Annotated in this window: 14 protein-coding genes and 1 riboswitch; of the genes, 5 read left to right on the top strand and 9 right to left on the bottom strand. The window is 60.3% G+C overall.

Annotation, left to right across the window (positions count from 1 at the left end; all coding sequences use genetic code 11):
• Positions 1-89 precede the first annotated feature (89 nt).
• From EKH79_RS17350 to lpxL, 3 genes are all read right to left on the bottom strand, one after another.
• Positions 90-1,166, bottom strand: coding sequence for a glycosyltransferase family 4 protein (locus tag EKH79_RS17350; protein WP_126675114.1), 1,077 nt, complete (start codon positions 1,164-1,166; stop codon positions 90-92).
• A complete protein-coding gene (locus tag EKH79_RS17345) occupies positions 1,163-1,909 on the bottom strand; it encodes a polysaccharide deacetylase family protein (RefSeq protein ID WP_233590379.1) in 747 nt (248 codons plus the stop codon). The genes EKH79_RS17350 and EKH79_RS17345 overlap by 4 nt, the downstream gene beginning before the upstream one ends.
• Before the next feature lie 160 nt (positions 1,910-2,069).
• Complete coding sequence (gene lpxL, locus EKH79_RS17340; RefSeq protein ID WP_126675113.1) at positions 2,070-2,996, bottom strand: LpxL/LpxP family Kdo(2)-lipid IV(A) lauroyl/palmitoleoyl acyltransferase; 927 nt, start codon at positions 2,994-2,996, stop codon at positions 2,070-2,072.
• 91 nt (positions 2,997-3,087) lie between these two features.
• Between lpxL and waaA the strand changes: the two genes are divergently transcribed.
• Entirely contained in the window at positions 3,088-4,353 is a 1,266-nt protein-coding gene (gene waaA / locus EKH79_RS17335; RefSeq protein WP_126675112.1) for a lipid IV(A) 3-deoxy-D-manno-octulosonic acid transferase, read from the top strand.
• Between the two features lie 47 nt (positions 4,354-4,400).
• Here waaA and EKH79_RS17330 read toward each other — a convergent pair whose 3' ends face one another.
• The 3 genes from EKH79_RS17330 to EKH79_RS17320 form a co-directional block, all read right to left on the bottom strand.
• A complete protein-coding gene (locus tag EKH79_RS17330; protein WP_126675111.1) occupies positions 4,401-5,756 on the bottom strand; it encodes a TolC family outer membrane protein in 1,356 nt (451 codons plus the stop codon).
• A 32-nt stretch (positions 5,757-5,788) separates the two neighbouring features.
• The gene (locus EKH79_RS17325) at positions 5,789-6,448 is read right to left on the bottom strand and encodes a protein-L-isoaspartate O-methyltransferase family protein (RefSeq protein ID WP_126675110.1); all 660 of its coding nucleotides are present in this window, start codon (positions 6,446-6,448) and stop codon (positions 5,789-5,791) included.
• A gap of 162 nt (positions 6,449-6,610) precedes the next feature.
• Complete coding sequence (locus tag EKH79_RS17320) at positions 6,611-6,943, bottom strand: hypothetical protein (RefSeq protein ID WP_126675109.1); 333 nt, start codon at positions 6,941-6,943, stop codon at positions 6,611-6,613.
• Between the two features lie 84 nt (positions 6,944-7,027).
• Here EKH79_RS17320 and EKH79_RS17315 point away from each other — a divergent pair, with 84 nt between their 5' ends.
• Positions 7,028-7,678 carry a TetR/AcrR family transcriptional regulator gene (locus tag EKH79_RS17315; protein WP_126675108.1) on the top strand — a complete coding sequence of 217 codons (651 nt, stop codon included), beginning with the start codon at positions 7,028-7,030 and terminating at the stop codon, positions 7,676-7,678.
• A 42-nt stretch (positions 7,679-7,720) separates the two neighbouring features.
• A riboswitch (TPP riboswitch) is annotated at positions 7,721-7,815 on the top strand.
• Positions 7,816-7,907: 92 nt separating this feature from the next.
• Positions 7,908-9,785 carry a phosphomethylpyrimidine synthase ThiC gene (thiC, locus tag EKH79_RS17310; RefSeq protein ID WP_126675107.1) on the top strand — a complete coding sequence of 626 codons (1,878 nt, stop codon included), beginning with the start codon at positions 7,908-7,910 and terminating at the stop codon, positions 9,783-9,785.
• Between the two features lie 55 nt (positions 9,786-9,840).
• Here the strand turns inward: thiC and EKH79_RS17305 are convergent, their stop codons facing one another.
• Positions 9,841-10,650 (bottom strand): helix-turn-helix domain-containing protein, encoded by an 810-nt coding sequence (locus tag EKH79_RS17305; RefSeq protein ID WP_126675106.1) that lies wholly within the window; start codon positions 10,648-10,650, stop codon positions 9,841-9,843.
• A gap of 91 nt (positions 10,651-10,741) precedes the next feature.
• On the opposite strand from EKH79_RS17305, the gene EKH79_RS17300 reads away from it, so the two are divergent.
• Positions 10,742-11,134 (top strand): DUF3224 domain-containing protein, encoded by a 393-nt coding sequence (locus EKH79_RS17300; protein ID WP_126675105.1) that lies wholly within the window; start codon positions 10,742-10,744, stop codon positions 11,132-11,134.
• Positions 11,135-11,249: 115 nt separating this feature from the next.
• Positions 11,250-11,834: a ferritin-like domain-containing protein gene (locus tag EKH79_RS17295; protein WP_126675104.1), complete on the top strand. Its 585-nt coding sequence runs from the start codon at positions 11,250-11,252 to the stop codon at positions 11,832-11,834.
• Positions 11,835-11,887: 53 nt separating this feature from the next.
• On the opposite strand, the gene EKH79_RS17290 is transcribed toward EKH79_RS17295, so the two are convergent.
• Together EKH79_RS17290 and ppa are read right to left on the bottom strand one after the other, a co-directional pair.
• Positions 11,888-12,904 carry a zinc-binding alcohol dehydrogenase family protein gene (locus tag EKH79_RS17290; protein WP_126675103.1) on the bottom strand — a complete coding sequence of 339 codons (1,017 nt, stop codon included), beginning with the start codon at positions 12,902-12,904 and terminating at the stop codon, positions 11,888-11,890.
• A gap of 233 nt (positions 12,905-13,137) precedes the next feature.
• On the bottom strand, positions 13,138-13,674 hold the full coding sequence (ppa, locus tag EKH79_RS17285) for an inorganic diphosphatase (protein ID WP_126675102.1): 537 nt from the start codon (positions 13,672-13,674) through the stop codon (positions 13,138-13,140).
• Positions 13,675-13,781 lie beyond the last annotated feature (107 nt).

Here is a 13,781-nt window from a genome sequence, read left to right as displayed (position 1 = left end):
AAGCGCTTCCTGCCTACGCAGGAATGACGAGATGAACGTGGCTGCGTTGGTGGTGGGCTTCGTCGGGCTGATTGTGAGCAAGCGACGCGTTAGCTATCGCAGAGAATTCTCACGAATTCGTCGGCGATAACGCGGGTACTGAAATGCCGATCGACAAAGTCCCGCGCAGCAACCCCCATCGTCTCGCGCACATCACCCTCACACATGCGCAAAATCGCATTACGCCACGCCGGCGCATTCCCCGGTGGCAGCAACAAACCCGTGACATTCGCCGAAAGCGTTTCAGGCACGCCGCCGATATTGCTAGCCAACACCGGCGCCCCCGCTGCCTGCGCCTCCACCGACACGCGACCAAACGTTTCAGTCGCGATGGATGGAAACGCCAGCATCGAAAGCGCGCTGTAGTAAGGATGCACGTCGTCGATCCAGCCAAGCATGTGATGCCGGTGCGCAAACGATCCCGCTTCAATGCGCTCGCCAATCGCTTGTGCATCAGGCCCGTGACCGAGCCACATGCAATGCAAACGCGGCTCCTGCGTCATCGCACCTTCGACGGCTTCCAGCAAGGTGTAGATACCCTTGCTACCGTGCATGCGGCCGACATAGCCGATCACGATGGCATCTTGCGGAATGCCCAACTGATGCAGGATCTCGCTACGCTTTTGCGCATCGGGTTTGCACCATTGCATATTCACCGGGTTGTACAGCACACGCACCAGTTGCGGTGGAACCCCGCGATCGAGATACGCCTGTCGCGCATGGCTGGATACGGCAAAAAAGCGCTGCGCCAGCCGCGGCACGAGATAACCAGAAACACGACCCATAGGCGGCGTGCGATGACGGAACAATGCCACCGGTACGCTCAGCAGGCGGCTCACGAGAATCAGCGGCCAGTATTCCTTGCCGAAGTTGCCGACCAGCCAATCCGGACGAAGATGACGCGCCGCCTTGATCGTTGCGAAGTAGCCGCGCAGATCGAACACGTTGCGAAATTTCGCCGGATAGATGCGCACGCCCGATGCCGCGAGGTTTTTCGCGATCAGGCCATCCGGATAAACCACGGCGCTCACTTGATGGCCCGCTTCAACCATCGCCTGTGCAAGCGCGACGAAATGGGTCGCGGCACCGGTGTTTTCCGGATTGGTGCCGACAAAAAGGAATTTCATGCGCGTCGATTCTCGTAATTGGTCAAAGCGCGCATGGCGAACTGCGGCAGTACGTGGTGTCGCGCAACTTGTACGCGCGGCAGACGCCACAGATCAGTCCCGATGACGGCGCGTCCACGCTGGGTGGTGGTGGCAGCCGCATAACCGGCATCGCGCGTGACGTCGGCGACGCGATCGTTCATGTCGCCATACGGATAGCAAAACTGGGTGACAGGCGCGCCCAGGTGATCTTCAAGATCCGCCTTGCAGCCGGCGATTTCGTCCTGCAGTTGCACATCGTTGCATTGCGTGAGGCGTGGATGGCTGCGCGTGTGCGCGCCGATTTCCATGCCGCCGTCATGCCACGCGCGCATTTGCGCCGGCGACATCAACGGTTTTTCGATGCCCAGCTTTTCGGCATCCCAGTTGTTGAAGCGTCCGATGCTGCCGCTGACGACGTAGCAGGTGGCGGTAAAACCGTAGCGCTGCAGTACCGGCATGGCCGATTCGAGGTTGTCGATGTAGCCGTCGTCCAGCGTGACCACCGCAATACGGCCTTTGCGCTCACCGCGCAGATAGGGCATGGCATCGGACATCGACAGGCCCGTGTAGCCGAGGCGTTTCAACAGCCACATCTGACGCGCAAAAGCGCCTGGGCTGACGTACAGGCTTCGCCAGCGGCGCAGGCCTTTCGGGGCCTGGGCGATGTTGTGATACATGAAAATCGGGCAGGCCCGATCCTGTTGTCCTTCCGCTGCGGTCATGCGGCACTCCGTGTCAGCCACGCGTAAGAGCTTAAGGCAAACGAAGGAGCCGGGCGGCAGGCCGGCTGGAAGGGCGGACAACACTTGGACATGGTACGGGGATGCTTGAAAAAGCCAGCCTGCTTATCTACCCGGCTAGCCTGTCGTCGGCCTGTCTTGATCAATAGATCTGCGGCTCCTCTTCAGGGCGCGTTTTGAAGCGCTTGTGCACCCAAAGGTATTGTTCCGGCGCTTCGCGCACCATCTGCTCGATGGCGAGGTTGACACGTGCCGTGTCGGCGTCCGCATCGTCGCTGGGCAGATTTTCCAACGGGGCACCCAGGCGAAGGGCATAGCCCTGATTGTCGGGCAGCCGGCGATGGAAGAAGGGAATCACCAGCGAGTTCGACATCCGCGCCAGGTGATGGGTGGCCTTGATGGTCGCCGCGGTGACGCCGAAGAACGGCACGAATGCATTGTCCTTGCTGCGCATGTCCTGATCGGGCGCATACCACAGCGTGCCGCCGTTGCGCAGGTATTTCACCGTGCCGCGGATATCGTCCTTGTCGAACATGGCGCGCGCATAGCCCAGACGTGCGCGCAGCACGGTCCATTCGAACGCCGGGTTGTCCATGCGCCGGTACATGCCAGCGATGCGGATGCGTTGCGAGACCAGCCGCGCGCACAGCTCCAGGTGCGAGAAGTGGCCACCGACCAGCAGCACGCCGCGGCCCTGGGCGTTTGCCGCTTCAAGATGTTCCAGTCCTTCGACGACGACGGGAATGCGCGCGATGGCGCGATCCGATCCCATCCAGCCGAGCGCGAATTCCATCAGCATCATGCCGATGTCGCGCAGGTGTGCATCGACCAGCTTGGTCTGTGCCTGGGCGTCGAGTTCCGGGAAACACAGGGCCACATTGATCGCGGCTACTTCGCGTCGCGGCGAGGGAACGCGTTCGATGATGGCGCCAAGAAGGCGGCCCATCCCCATCAGCACGCCATAGGGGAGCATGGCGATCAGCTTCATCACGCCCACGCCGATCCACGCCGGCCAGAGGCGAGGGGAGAGCAGGGAGCGGGTGAAAACGGGACGGGGTGTTCCAGGCATCCTGCGTATTGTACCGGTGCCTAAGGGGCTTGGCCCGCTTTCGGGGCTTGCGCGGCCTCTTATACTGCGGTGTCACCGTTGGGGATGTCCGTTGCGCTATCTGTATACGATTTTGATGTACCTGGCCACGCCGATCATCGTGATGCGGCTGCTGACACGCGGTATGCGCTATGGCAATTACCACGAGCGGTGGCCGGAGCGCTTCGGCATTTTCAAGTCGCCGGATCTGCGCGGCAGCATCTGGGTGCATGCCGTCTCGGTCGGTGAGGTGAACGCAGCCGAGCCGTTGATCAAGGCGTTGCGCGAGGATTATCCCAACGCTCCACTGGTGGTGACGACGGTGACGCCCACCGGTTCCGCGCGCGTCACGCAGTTGTTCGGCGACAGCGTGTTTCATGTCTATCTGCCGTATGACCTGCCGTTTTCCGTGCACCGCTTTTTGACCCAGATACGGCCGCGGCTGGCGCTGATTGTGGAGACCGAAATCTGGCCGAATCTGTATTTCGGCTGCCATCGTCGCGGGATTCCGCTGATGATCGTCAACGCACGGCTCTCGGGGCGTTCGCTGCGTGGTTACGCGCCGATGCGCGCGCTGCTTCGTTCGGCCTTGCGCTGCGTGCGCCAGATTGCGGCGCAATCGCGCACGGATGCGGCGCGTTATCGGTTGCTCGGTGCCGACCCGGCGATGGTCACCGTAAGCGGCAACCTCAAATTCGATATGCCGGTGCCGATGGCGGCGCTGGAAGGTGGCCCACTCTTTCGCAAGCAGTGGGGTCATCTGCGGCCGGTGTGGATTGCGGCCAGCACGCACGAAGGCGAAGAGCTCGCCGTGTTGGAAGCGCATCTCGAAGTGCTCAAGCGTTTTCCCGATGCATTGTTGCTGATTGCGCCGCGACATCCGGAGCGTTTTCGTCTGGTCGAACATTCGGTGCGCAGTCTTGGTTTCTCGATGGCCATGCGCAGCATCGATCGCGTTCCCGGTGCGGCACATCAGGTGTTTCTGATCGATACGATGGGCGAACTCATGCCGTTTTTTGCGGCGTCCGATCTCGCATTTGTCGGCGGCAGCCTTGTGCCCATCGGCGGTCACAACGTGCTGGAACCTGCGGCTTTGGCCAAGCCGGTGCTCGTGGGGCCGCATACCTTCAACTTCGAGGAAATCACGCTCGCGTTGATTCGCGGCGGCGGTGCAAGGCGCGTGCTGCAAAGTGAAGCGCTGGGTGAAGAGGTGCTTGGGCTTCTGCACGATACCGAGCAACGCACTCAGATGGGCCGGCAAGCGCGCGTGGTGTTCGACAGCGAGCGCGGTGCGGTGGGGCGCGTGATGAAGCTGATCGACCGCATGCTGCAGGAATAAAAAAAGGCCGGGATTTCCCGGCCTTTTTTGTGCTACGCGTGAAGCAATTACTGCAACAACGTATTGATGTATTCCATGTCCTTGTAATCGATCGTGCCGGCCGACTGTCTCAGCAGCAGACGATTGAGCACCAGCTGATGGCGGGCGAGCGAATACTGGCTCTGGTTTTGCGTCAACACCTGAATCGCATTCAGCACGTCCAGCATGATCTGCGTACCGACCTGGAAGCCGGCTTTGGTCGCACTGAGTGCTTCCTGCGCCGATTCGACCGAGGACTTGCCCGACTTCACTTCGCTGATGCCGGCAATCACGGAGTTGTAGTAGTTCAACGTGTTCTGGATCGACTGGCGGCGGATGGATTCCAGCGAATCCTGCGCTTCGTCACGCTGATCGATCGACTGGCGAACCTTCGATTGGGTCAAGCCGCCGGAAAAGATAGGTACCGACAGCGTGAGGCCGATGGTGTTGCCCCAGCGGCCGTTGCCCAGCGGGTTGTAGCCACCGTTCTCGGCCCATGCCGTGCTCTTGTCGCGGCTCAGGCTTGCCGAAATGGTCGGCAGATGGCCGGCGCGCGCAGCGTTGACGCTGTGCTCGGCCGCATCGACGGAATATTGCGCCGACAGGATGTTCGGGTTGCTCTTGCTGGTGACATCCACCCACGCCTGCGGATCGGCAGGAGAAGGTTCGTCCAGCGGGACATCCTCTCGCAGCTTCTTCAAGTCGCCCGTCGGTTGGCCGGTGATCACCGTCAGCGCCTGGCGATCGTTGGCCAGTGTGTTCTCGTCGCTGATGGTAGTGGCCTTGGACGCCTCGTACAGTGCCTTGGCCTGATACACGTTGGTGACCGCCGCAATGCCGACCTTGTACTGCTGATCGGCCTGATCGTAGGTCACGCGCAGCGCTTCTTCGTTCGCCTTGGCGAAGGTGACCTGATCTTCATCGCTCAACACGGTGAAGTAGGCGGTCGCGACGCGGACGAAAAGATCCTGCGCAGCGGCATCGTAGGTCTGGTCCTGCGCATTCGCGGTGGAGTGGGCGGCTTGCAGGTTCGCGATATCGGCGAGATTGAGGACGGTTTGATCCACTTCCGCGCCAACCGAGCGTGTACGGATGTGCCCGTAGTCGAAGTTCCCCGCGCCGCTGTCCAACGCGCTGCTGCTGGAGCTGCTACTGCCGCCGCTGGCGCTCTGCTGCGTCAGGCTCATCGAGCCATTGATTTGCGGCAACAGCAGCGCACGCGCCTGTGGCACGCCTTCGCGGACGGCGAGTCGGGTGGCGTCAGCCTGGGCCAGTACAGGGTCGTTCGCACGCGCCTGACGGTATGCATCCAGCAAATCCTCGCCATGGCTGGGCAGGGATACTGCAGCCAACGACAGGGCAAGGGTCAGAAGCTTCAAGCGCATGGGTTGCCTCGTGGGGTTTCGGGGTAGCGGGATCAGAAAACGAAACGGCGGGGTGGTTCGGCGTGCGCGAGGTACGGGAGATCCGTCTCGAACAAGCTCTCTTCGCGGAAACGGCCATTGCCTTCGTGGGTGAGCAGCATTACATGCTGAACCGGCGAATCGCCACGAACGACGAGCAGTCGGCCGCCTGGCTTCAGCCAGCCAAGAAAACGGTCGGGAATACGATGGACGGCGCCTGTGACAACCACGGCGTCGAACGTGCCCTGCGGTTGCCAGGCGGTGACGGCTTCACCCGTCACCAGCTCGGCATTGCTGACCCCCGCGGCCTGCAGGCGCGGGCCCGCTGCGGCGGTGAAGTCGGCATGCATATCCACGCTGGTGACGCGGCCGGCGAGGTTCGCCATGCAGGCGGTGAGGAAGCCCGTGCCCGTGCCGATTTCCAGCACATGGTCTTCCGGCTGCAGCGCGAGGGCTTGTAGCACACGGCCTTCGACGACCGGCTTCATCATCACTTCGCCGTGGCCGATGGGCAGGCACAGGTCGGCGAAAGCCAGCTGGCGGTGGTCGGGCGACACGAAGTCTTCGCGGCGTACGCGGCCCAGTACCTCGAGCACGCGGCCATCCAGCACCTCCCAGGGGCGCACCTGGTTCTCAACCATGTTTTGACGCGCCTGATCGAAGTTCATCGCCATCTGGAAACAAGCCTTTGGAGATCGAAAAAGGTCAAAAAGGATACGCGTTTAGCCCCTGTTTCGACAATGGTTAGCCTGCGGGTTGAGCCAGGTTGTACGAAGTGCCGGAAGTCATCGCGATGATCTGACGTAAGTCATGTAAATAGCTGTGTCCGCGGACACTTACGCACTCTTTCGACGGTTGCGCACGGCCTGAAAATCCATCCCGGCGGGTAGCTGCGAAAGCGCTTTTTCGGTGCTCGCCCCGAGGGTTAAATCCAGTCGCCGGATACGTCCGAGAATCGATTCGCCACGGCTGGCCGCCGATACGCACAACCACGCCAGCCATCGCGACAAACGGTGCTGCTCGACGCCATTCAAGCTTGCTAACGCGGCACGCACCGCGAACACCTCGCGCAGGGCGCCGACCACATCCCGCTCCAGCCATCCGGCCAGCAGGCGCTGGGCGTGGCGATAGGGGGCCGTGAGAGCCAGTTCAGGAGTCGTTTCACACATATCGCGAATATTCGGTATCATTCAGGAAATAATTAAACCGTCCCGTATAATAAATTGGGTAAACTGATTTGTGAAGGTGCAACCATGAACTCGATCCCGCTCACCAAAGCTCACGGGCCTGGTCGCCCGAAAGACATGGAGAAGCGTGCGGCGATCCTGGAGGCTGCCAAAGCCCTGTTCATCCGCAACGCCTTCGCCGGCACCAGCATGGACGCCATTGCCGCCGAAGCAGGCGTGTCCAAACTGACGGTCTATAGTCATTTTGGTGATAAGGACAATTTGTTCCGCGAAGTCATTCGCGCGCGCATCCAGGACCTTCTGCCGGAAGATATCTACAGCTTCGACCCCAGTGCCGACATTGGCGAGATCCTCAACCGCGTTGCCCTGGTTCACGCAAAGCTGGATTGCGACCAGGAAAACGTCGGTACTTTCCGCGCCATTCTCAGCGACTGCCGTCAGGGCAATCCCCGTTACGGCAAGCTGATGTGGGAAGAAGGCCCCATGCGTACCCGTGGGTTGATGGAACGCCTGCTGCAGCAAGCGGTTGACTCGCACAAGCTCGATATCGACAACGTGCCGCGCGCTTCCATGCAGTTCATGTCGCTGATCAAGGGCGACATGATGATGCGCCGCATGTTCGGCTGCGCCGAATGCGTGCAGACCTATACCCGGGAAGTGGAAGAAAACGCGCGTGCCGGCGTTGCCATGTTCCTGCGCGCGTACGCCCCGCACTGAGTTCTACACTCGTCTGTAACCCCGCTTCGTGGTCAAATACGACTTTGGAAGCGGGGGTGCCGACCGCAGTCGGCTGAGAGACACCCTTCGAACCTGATCCGGTTAGCACCGGTGTAGGGAGCTTCGCCGCACGGAACATCGTGCGTTGGCGCCGTCGCTTCGTTCCCGTGCGGATGCATCGCACGAACTTCGCACCTCTGCGTGCGGATATCTTGAAGGACGAATGCCGATGAATGCCTTGCCCTCCGATCTCGTGCGTGCCGCGCAAGACCTCTCCGAAGCCGTGACGCGGCCGATTCCCGGATCGCACAAAGTCTATGTGCAGGGCAGCCGCCCCGATCTGAAAGTGCCGATGCGCGAAGTCTGTCAGGCGCAGACGCCCACGTTGTTCGGCGGCGAAAGCAATCCGGCGATTACGATCTACGACACGTCGGGTCCGTACACCGATCCCGATTACAGCGTCGATCTCGCAGCGGGTCTGCCTGCGTTGCGCGCATCGTGGATTGCCGAGCGCGGTGACGTGGAAGAACTTTCCGGCCTCAGTTCCCGCTTCGGCCGCGAACGCGCTACGGACGCGAAGCTCGACGAGGTGCGCTTCAGTCACATTCGTAAACCGTTGCGCGCGAAAGACGGCGCCAACGTCACGCAAATGCATTACGCGCGCCGCGGCATCGTTACGCCGGAAATGGAATACATCGCCATTCGCGAGAACCAGCGCATCGAAGCGCTGCAGAACAGCGCACTGCGCACGCAGCATCCCGGTGAATCGTACGGCGCTGCGCTGCCGAAACTGATCACGCCCGAATTTGTGCGCGATGAAGTCGCACGTGGCCGAGCGATCATTCCGGCGAACATCAATCACCCGGAAAGCGAGCCGATGATCATCGGCCGCAACTTCCTCACCAAGATCAACGCGAACATCGGCAACAGCGCGGTGTCGTCGGGCATCGCCGAAGAAGTGGAAAAGCTGGTGTGGTCGATCCGCTGGGGCGGCGACACCGTGATGGATCTTTCCACCGGCAAGAACATTCACGAAACGCGCGAGTGGATCATTCGCAATTCGCCGGTGCCGATCGGTACCGTGCCGATCTATCAGGCGCTTGAGAAAGTCGGTGGCGTTGCCGAAGATCTCACTTGGGAACTGTTCCGCGACACGCTGATCGAGCAAGCCGAGCAGGGTGTGGACTACTTCACCATCCACGCGGGTGTGCTGTTGCGTTTCGTGCCGCTCACCGCCAAGCGCGTGACCGGCATCGTCTCGCGTGGCGGTTCCATCATGGCCAAGTGGTGCCTCGCGCATCACAAGGAAAATTTCCTCTACACGCACTTTGAAGACATCTGCGAGATCATGAAGGCGTACGACGTGTCCTTCAGTCTCGGTGACGGTCTACGTCCGGGCTGCATTGCCGATGCGAACGACGCCGCGCAGTTCGGCGAACTCGATACGCTGGGCGAACTCACGCAGATCGCGTGGAAGCACGATGTGCAGACCATGATCGAAGGCCCCGGCCATGTGCCGATGCAGTTGATCAAGGAAAACATGGAGCGCCAGCTGGAAAAGTGCCACGAAGCGCCGTTCTATACGCTCGGGCCGCTGACCACCGACATTGCACCCGGTTACGATCACATCACCAGCGCGATTGGCGCGGCGATGATCGGCTGGTTCGGTACCGCCATGCTTTGCTACGTCACGCCGAAAGAGCATCTCGGCCTGCCGAACAAGCAGGATGTGCGCGACGGCATTATCGCGTACAAGATTGCCGCGCACGCTGCCGATCTTGCGAAGGGCCATCCCGGTGCGCAGGTGCGCGACAACGCGCTAAGCAAGGCGCGCTTCGAATTCCGCTGGGACGATCAGTTCAATCTCGGTCTCGATCCTGAAAAAGCCAAGGAATTCCACGACGAGACGTTGCCCAAGGATGCGCACAAGTCCGCACACTTCTGCTCGATGTGCGGCCCGAAGTTCTGCTCGATGAAAATTACGCAGGACGTGCGCGACTACGCTGCCGAACATGGTGTTGATGAAAGCGCTGCGATCAGCGAAGGCATGGCCGAGAAGTCGGCTGAATTCCTTGCGCAAGGTGCCGAGGTTTATCACAAGGCGTGATGCAACGACGGATGGCTGTGGCGCGCTGCCACAGCCATCCAGCACGTCTTCACGCTTACGGCTGACGTTCCTTGTTCGCGTATTCCGCAGGCGTTCGCCCAACCAGCTTGCGAAAGTCGCGAATGAAATGGGCCTGATCGAAATAGCCCAGTGCCAGCGCGAGTTCCGTCCAATCGATCGCTACGCCCGCTTGCAGCTGCGCCACGGCTTCATGAAGCCGATAACGGTTGATCACCCATTTCGGTCCTGCACCGACGTACTGATCGAAGAGTCGTTGCAATGTGCGCTTGGTTAGCGCTGCACGCGACGCCAATTCTTCAACGGACGTGATGCTACGGTCGTTCGCGACTGTGGCGACAAGCGTGCTGACACGCGCGACGTTCGGATCATCCGCAGGCAAATGCGTGAGCAGTAACTGGTCCGCAACGTCGGCCATTGCATCGATGCTGTCGCCTGCAAGAATCTGCTTTTCAAAACCGGCGGCAGAGCTACCGAAAATCGTTGATGGATCGAGCGAACTATCCATCAAACCGGATACAGGCTGTCCATAGAACGGGAAAAAGCCTCCCGCCTTGAACTTGATGCCGAACACGCGGCCGCGGCCTTCGAGCATGCGCGTAAATCGGCCCGTGTGTACGCCATAGATGGCTGTCAGCCCCGGTTCGACCACGTACTGAACATTGGGATGCGGCAGGGTTTCCTGCGTTTGCGCGGGCAGGTCGCGCAAGTCCCACGATACGTGCCAATAGTGTTCGATCAAGCCGGCGAGACGCGACGATGGCGCGCGACGGGCATGCTGAAATTCGCCGTGTTGCAGGCGCTGGTGCAGAACGCCGCGAGGTAGACCTGGGCCGCCGGTCGTCATCGATCTGTCCGGGTATGTCGCGTTTTTCCAATCGTCACGGGTCTGAGTTGTACTAATGTCGCGGGCATAAAGCCAATCGGAGATTCCTGTCATGCAGGCCACTGGACCTTTTGACGTAAAGCTCGCGCCACAGCCGCCCACACAGGGTATCGAAGCGGCCAATCTCGGGCGCCAGACCATCGACAAACAATTTCATGGCGATCTGGAGGCGACTAGCCTTGGCGAAATGATCGCTGCCATGAGCAGCGTGCAGGGTTCGGCCGGCTATGTCGCCATGGAACGCGTGACGGGCGTGCTGCACGGCAAGCGCGGCACTTTCGTGCTACAGCACACCGGCATCATGAATCGTGGCGTTCCCAGTCTGGTGATTACCGTGGTGCCTGACTCGGGTACGGACGCGTTGACCGGTCTTACCGGGACGATGGAAATCCAGATCGAGCAGGGCAAACACGCCTACGTTTTCGACTATAACTTGCCCGGATAAGTCCCACAGTCTGAACGTCGAACGGCTTCACTACCGGATTTTCACCGGTACTTCGCGTCGGTGACGTGAGGATGGATCGCCTTCATCCTCAAGCCATCGCTACAAGGAGACCGCCATGGCGGCCAAGCCGTTTCTGAGCGACATCGAGACCATCCGCAAACGCGCGCGCGAGCACATCGATCAGGGCGCCATCACCCCCGGTTACAAGGCCGATCGCAAGGTCGTGGTGAAGATTTTGAACGAGGCGCTCGCCACCGAGATCGTATGCGTGCTGCGCTACAAGCGGCATTACTACATGGCCAAGGGCATCCATGCGAAAAGCGTCGCGGCGGAATTCCTCGAACATGCCAATGAAGAGCAGGGTCATGCGGACCTGATTGCCGAGCGCATCACGCAGCTGGACGGTGCGCCGAATTTCAATCCCGAAGGTTTGCTCTCACGTAGCCACGCCGACTATGTGGAAGGCGACGATCTGGTCGACATGATCAAGGAAGATCTCGTCGCTGAACGCATCGCCATCGACAGCTATCGCGAGATAGTGGATTACCTTGGTAACAACGATTCGACGTCGCGCCGTTTGATGGAAGGGATTCTTGCGATGGAGGAAGAGCACGCCGAGGATCTATCTACGTTGCTGGATGAGCTTGGCAAGAAAGGCGAGCCCGCCAAACCGGCGCCGGCGAAATCCAAGCGCAAGTAAGCAATTCAGGCAATTGCTCTCCGTGCTTTTACGTACGGAGAGCAGGTTTTTCATCACCAGCCCGACACCACCAGTTTGCCGATGGTTGTGCCCGATTCCAATCGGCGATGCGCTTCGCGCATGTTTTCGGCGTTGATGGGGCTGAGTGATTCTTGCTGAATGCTGCGCAATTCCCCGCTGTCGACCAGCGACGCCACGCGCGCCAGTATGCGTCCTTGTTCCGCCATGTCCGGCGTTTTGAAGCGCGGGCGCGCGAACATCATCTCCCAGTGAATGCCGATGCATTTCGCCTTGTACGGATCGCCGATATGGAGCGGAGCGCTGGGCTCGACGATCAGTCCAACATGCCCCTCGGGCGCAAGCAATTCGCCCAAAACGTCCCAGTAGCGTACGGTGTCCGCGAGATTCATGGCAGCGTCGATCTGTGAGAAACCGAGTGCCGACAACTGCGGCGCAAGCGATTGACGATGATCGATCACATGCTGCGCACCCATCGCACGGCACCATGCCTGCGTTTCCGGACGCGATGCCGTGGCGATGACGGTGAAGCCGGCGCGCCGCGCCAGTTGAATCGCAATCGATCCAACACCGCCCGCACCCGCGATGATCAGCAATGATTTTCCCTTGCCGCCATGTTCGCTGTCATACGGCATGCGCTGGAACAACAGTTCCCATGCGGTGATCGCCGTGAGCGGCAACGCGGCGGATTCCGCCGCGCTGAGTTTGCGCGGGCGAAGCGCTGCAAGGCGTGCGTCTACCGCCTGATACTGTGCATTGCTTCCGGCACGCGTGATATCGCCCGCGTAATACACCTCATCACCGGGTTTGAAAGCTTTTACGGACGCACCGACTGCCTCGACGACACCCGCTGCGTCGTAACCAAGCACGCGCGGCTGCGCTTCCACCTGTGGCTTGGGCGAGCGAACCTTGGTATCCACCGGATTGACCGATACCGCTTCGATGCGCACCAGCAGGTCGTACTCGCCGATTGCCGGTGTGGGAAGTTCAACTTCCATCAGTGATTGCGGGTCGTCGATGGGCAGGTATCGCGTTAGTGCAATGGCTTTCATGATGATGCCTCCTGAATCTCTGGACTCTCATAGTCAAACGAATGTGCAGAAAATGGATAGTCGGCCATTCCCCGATTACGCCTGAGGTGCTCGACATTTGTCGACTTTTTGGCCGGGCAGTTTCGCGACATGCCATTGTGGAAACGTGGCTTGAAGATAGCTCAATAAAAGTCGCCCAATAAAAAAGCGCGCCCTCCACGGAAGACGCGCCGTTTGGCCATCCAAATGATGGATCAGTTCTTGTGCTTTTTATGGCGTTCGATGCCGGCTCGAATTTCGGCCTTGGCCTCTTCCGCGCCGACCCAGCCTTCGATCTTCACCCATTTGCCTTTCTCGAGATCCTTGTAGTGCTCGAAAAAGTGGCCGATGCGTTCCAGCCAGTGCGGCGACACACCCTTGATGTCCTCGATGTGCGAGTAACCCGGGAAGATCTTCGAAGACGGAATCACGAGCAGCTTTTCGTCGCTACCGGCTTCGTCCGTCATGTGCAGCATGCCGACCGGATGGCAGCGGATCACCGAACCGGGGATCAGCGGCAGCGGCAGGATCACCAGCGCGTCCAGCGGATCGCCATCGCCGCCCAGCGTGCCCGGCACGTAGCCGTAATTGCAGGGGTAGCGCATGGGGGTGGAGAGAATGCGATCCACGAAGATCGCGCCACTTTCCTTGTCCACCTCGTATTTGACCGGTTCCGCATCCTTCGGAATCTCGATAACGACGTTGATTTCATTCGGCACGTCGCGGCCGGCGCTAACCATATCCAAACCCATGGGGCACTCCTTACATCTATCCAAAGCGTGGGAAAGCTACTCAGGATACGGCAATCCTTGCCGCGGCGCACCATGGGGCAGCTCGGCCGGATGTCAAAGCTTCAGAT

It is taken from the genome of Dyella dinghuensis, from assembly GCF_003977615.1.
GTDB lineage: Bacteria > Pseudomonadota > Gammaproteobacteria > Xanthomonadales > Rhodanobacteraceae > Dyella_B > Dyella_B dinghuensis.
Note: the sequence above shows the minus strand (reverse complement) of the source record. Positions and strands in the feature narration are given on the sequence as shown.

Bases quoted from the DNA above. Each gene is read 5' to 3' on its own strand.
- EKH79_RS17350 (WP_126675114.1), bottom strand. From the start codon at position 1,166: ATGAAATTCCTTTTTGTCGGCACCAATCCGGAAAACACCGGTGCCGCG.
- EKH79_RS17345 (WP_233590379.1), bottom strand. From the start codon at position 1,909: ATGACCGCAGCGGAAGGACAACAGGATCGGGCCTGCCCGATTTTCATG.
- lpxL (WP_126675113.1), bottom strand. From the start codon at position 2,996: ATGCCTGGAACACCCCGTCCCGTTTTCACCCGCTCCCTGCTCTCCCCT.
- EKH79_RS17330 (WP_126675111.1), bottom strand. From the start codon at position 5,756: ATGCGCTTGAAGCTTCTGACCCTTGCCCTGTCGTTGGCTGCAGTATCC.
- EKH79_RS17325 (WP_126675110.1), bottom strand. From the start codon at position 6,448: ATGGCGATGAACTTCGATCAGGCGCGTCAAAACATGGTTGAGAACCAG.
- EKH79_RS17320 (WP_126675109.1), bottom strand. From the start codon at position 6,943: ATGTGTGAAACGACTCCTGAACTGGCTCTCACGGCCCCCTATCGCCAC.
- EKH79_RS17315 (WP_126675108.1), top strand. From the start codon at position 7,028: ATGAACTCGATCCCGCTCACCAAAGCTCACGGGCCTGGTCGCCCGAAA.
- thiC (WP_126675107.1), top strand. From the start codon at position 7,908: ATGAATGCCTTGCCCTCCGATCTCGTGCGTGCCGCGCAAGACCTCTCC.
- EKH79_RS17305 (WP_126675106.1), bottom strand. From the start codon at position 10,650: ATGACGACCGGCGGCCCAGGTCTACCTCGCGGCGTTCTGCACCAGCGC.
- EKH79_RS17300 (WP_126675105.1), top strand. From the start codon at position 10,742: ATGCAGGCCACTGGACCTTTTGACGTAAAGCTCGCGCCACAGCCGCCC.
- EKH79_RS17295 (WP_126675104.1), top strand. From the start codon at position 11,250: ATGGCGGCCAAGCCGTTTCTGAGCGACATCGAGACCATCCGCAAACGC.
- EKH79_RS17290 (WP_126675103.1), bottom strand. From the start codon at position 12,904: ATGAAAGCCATTGCACTAACGCGATACCTGCCCATCGACGACCCGCAA.
- ppa (WP_126675102.1), bottom strand. From the start codon at position 13,674: ATGGGTTTGGATATGGTTAGCGCCGGCCGCGACGTGCCGAATGAAATC.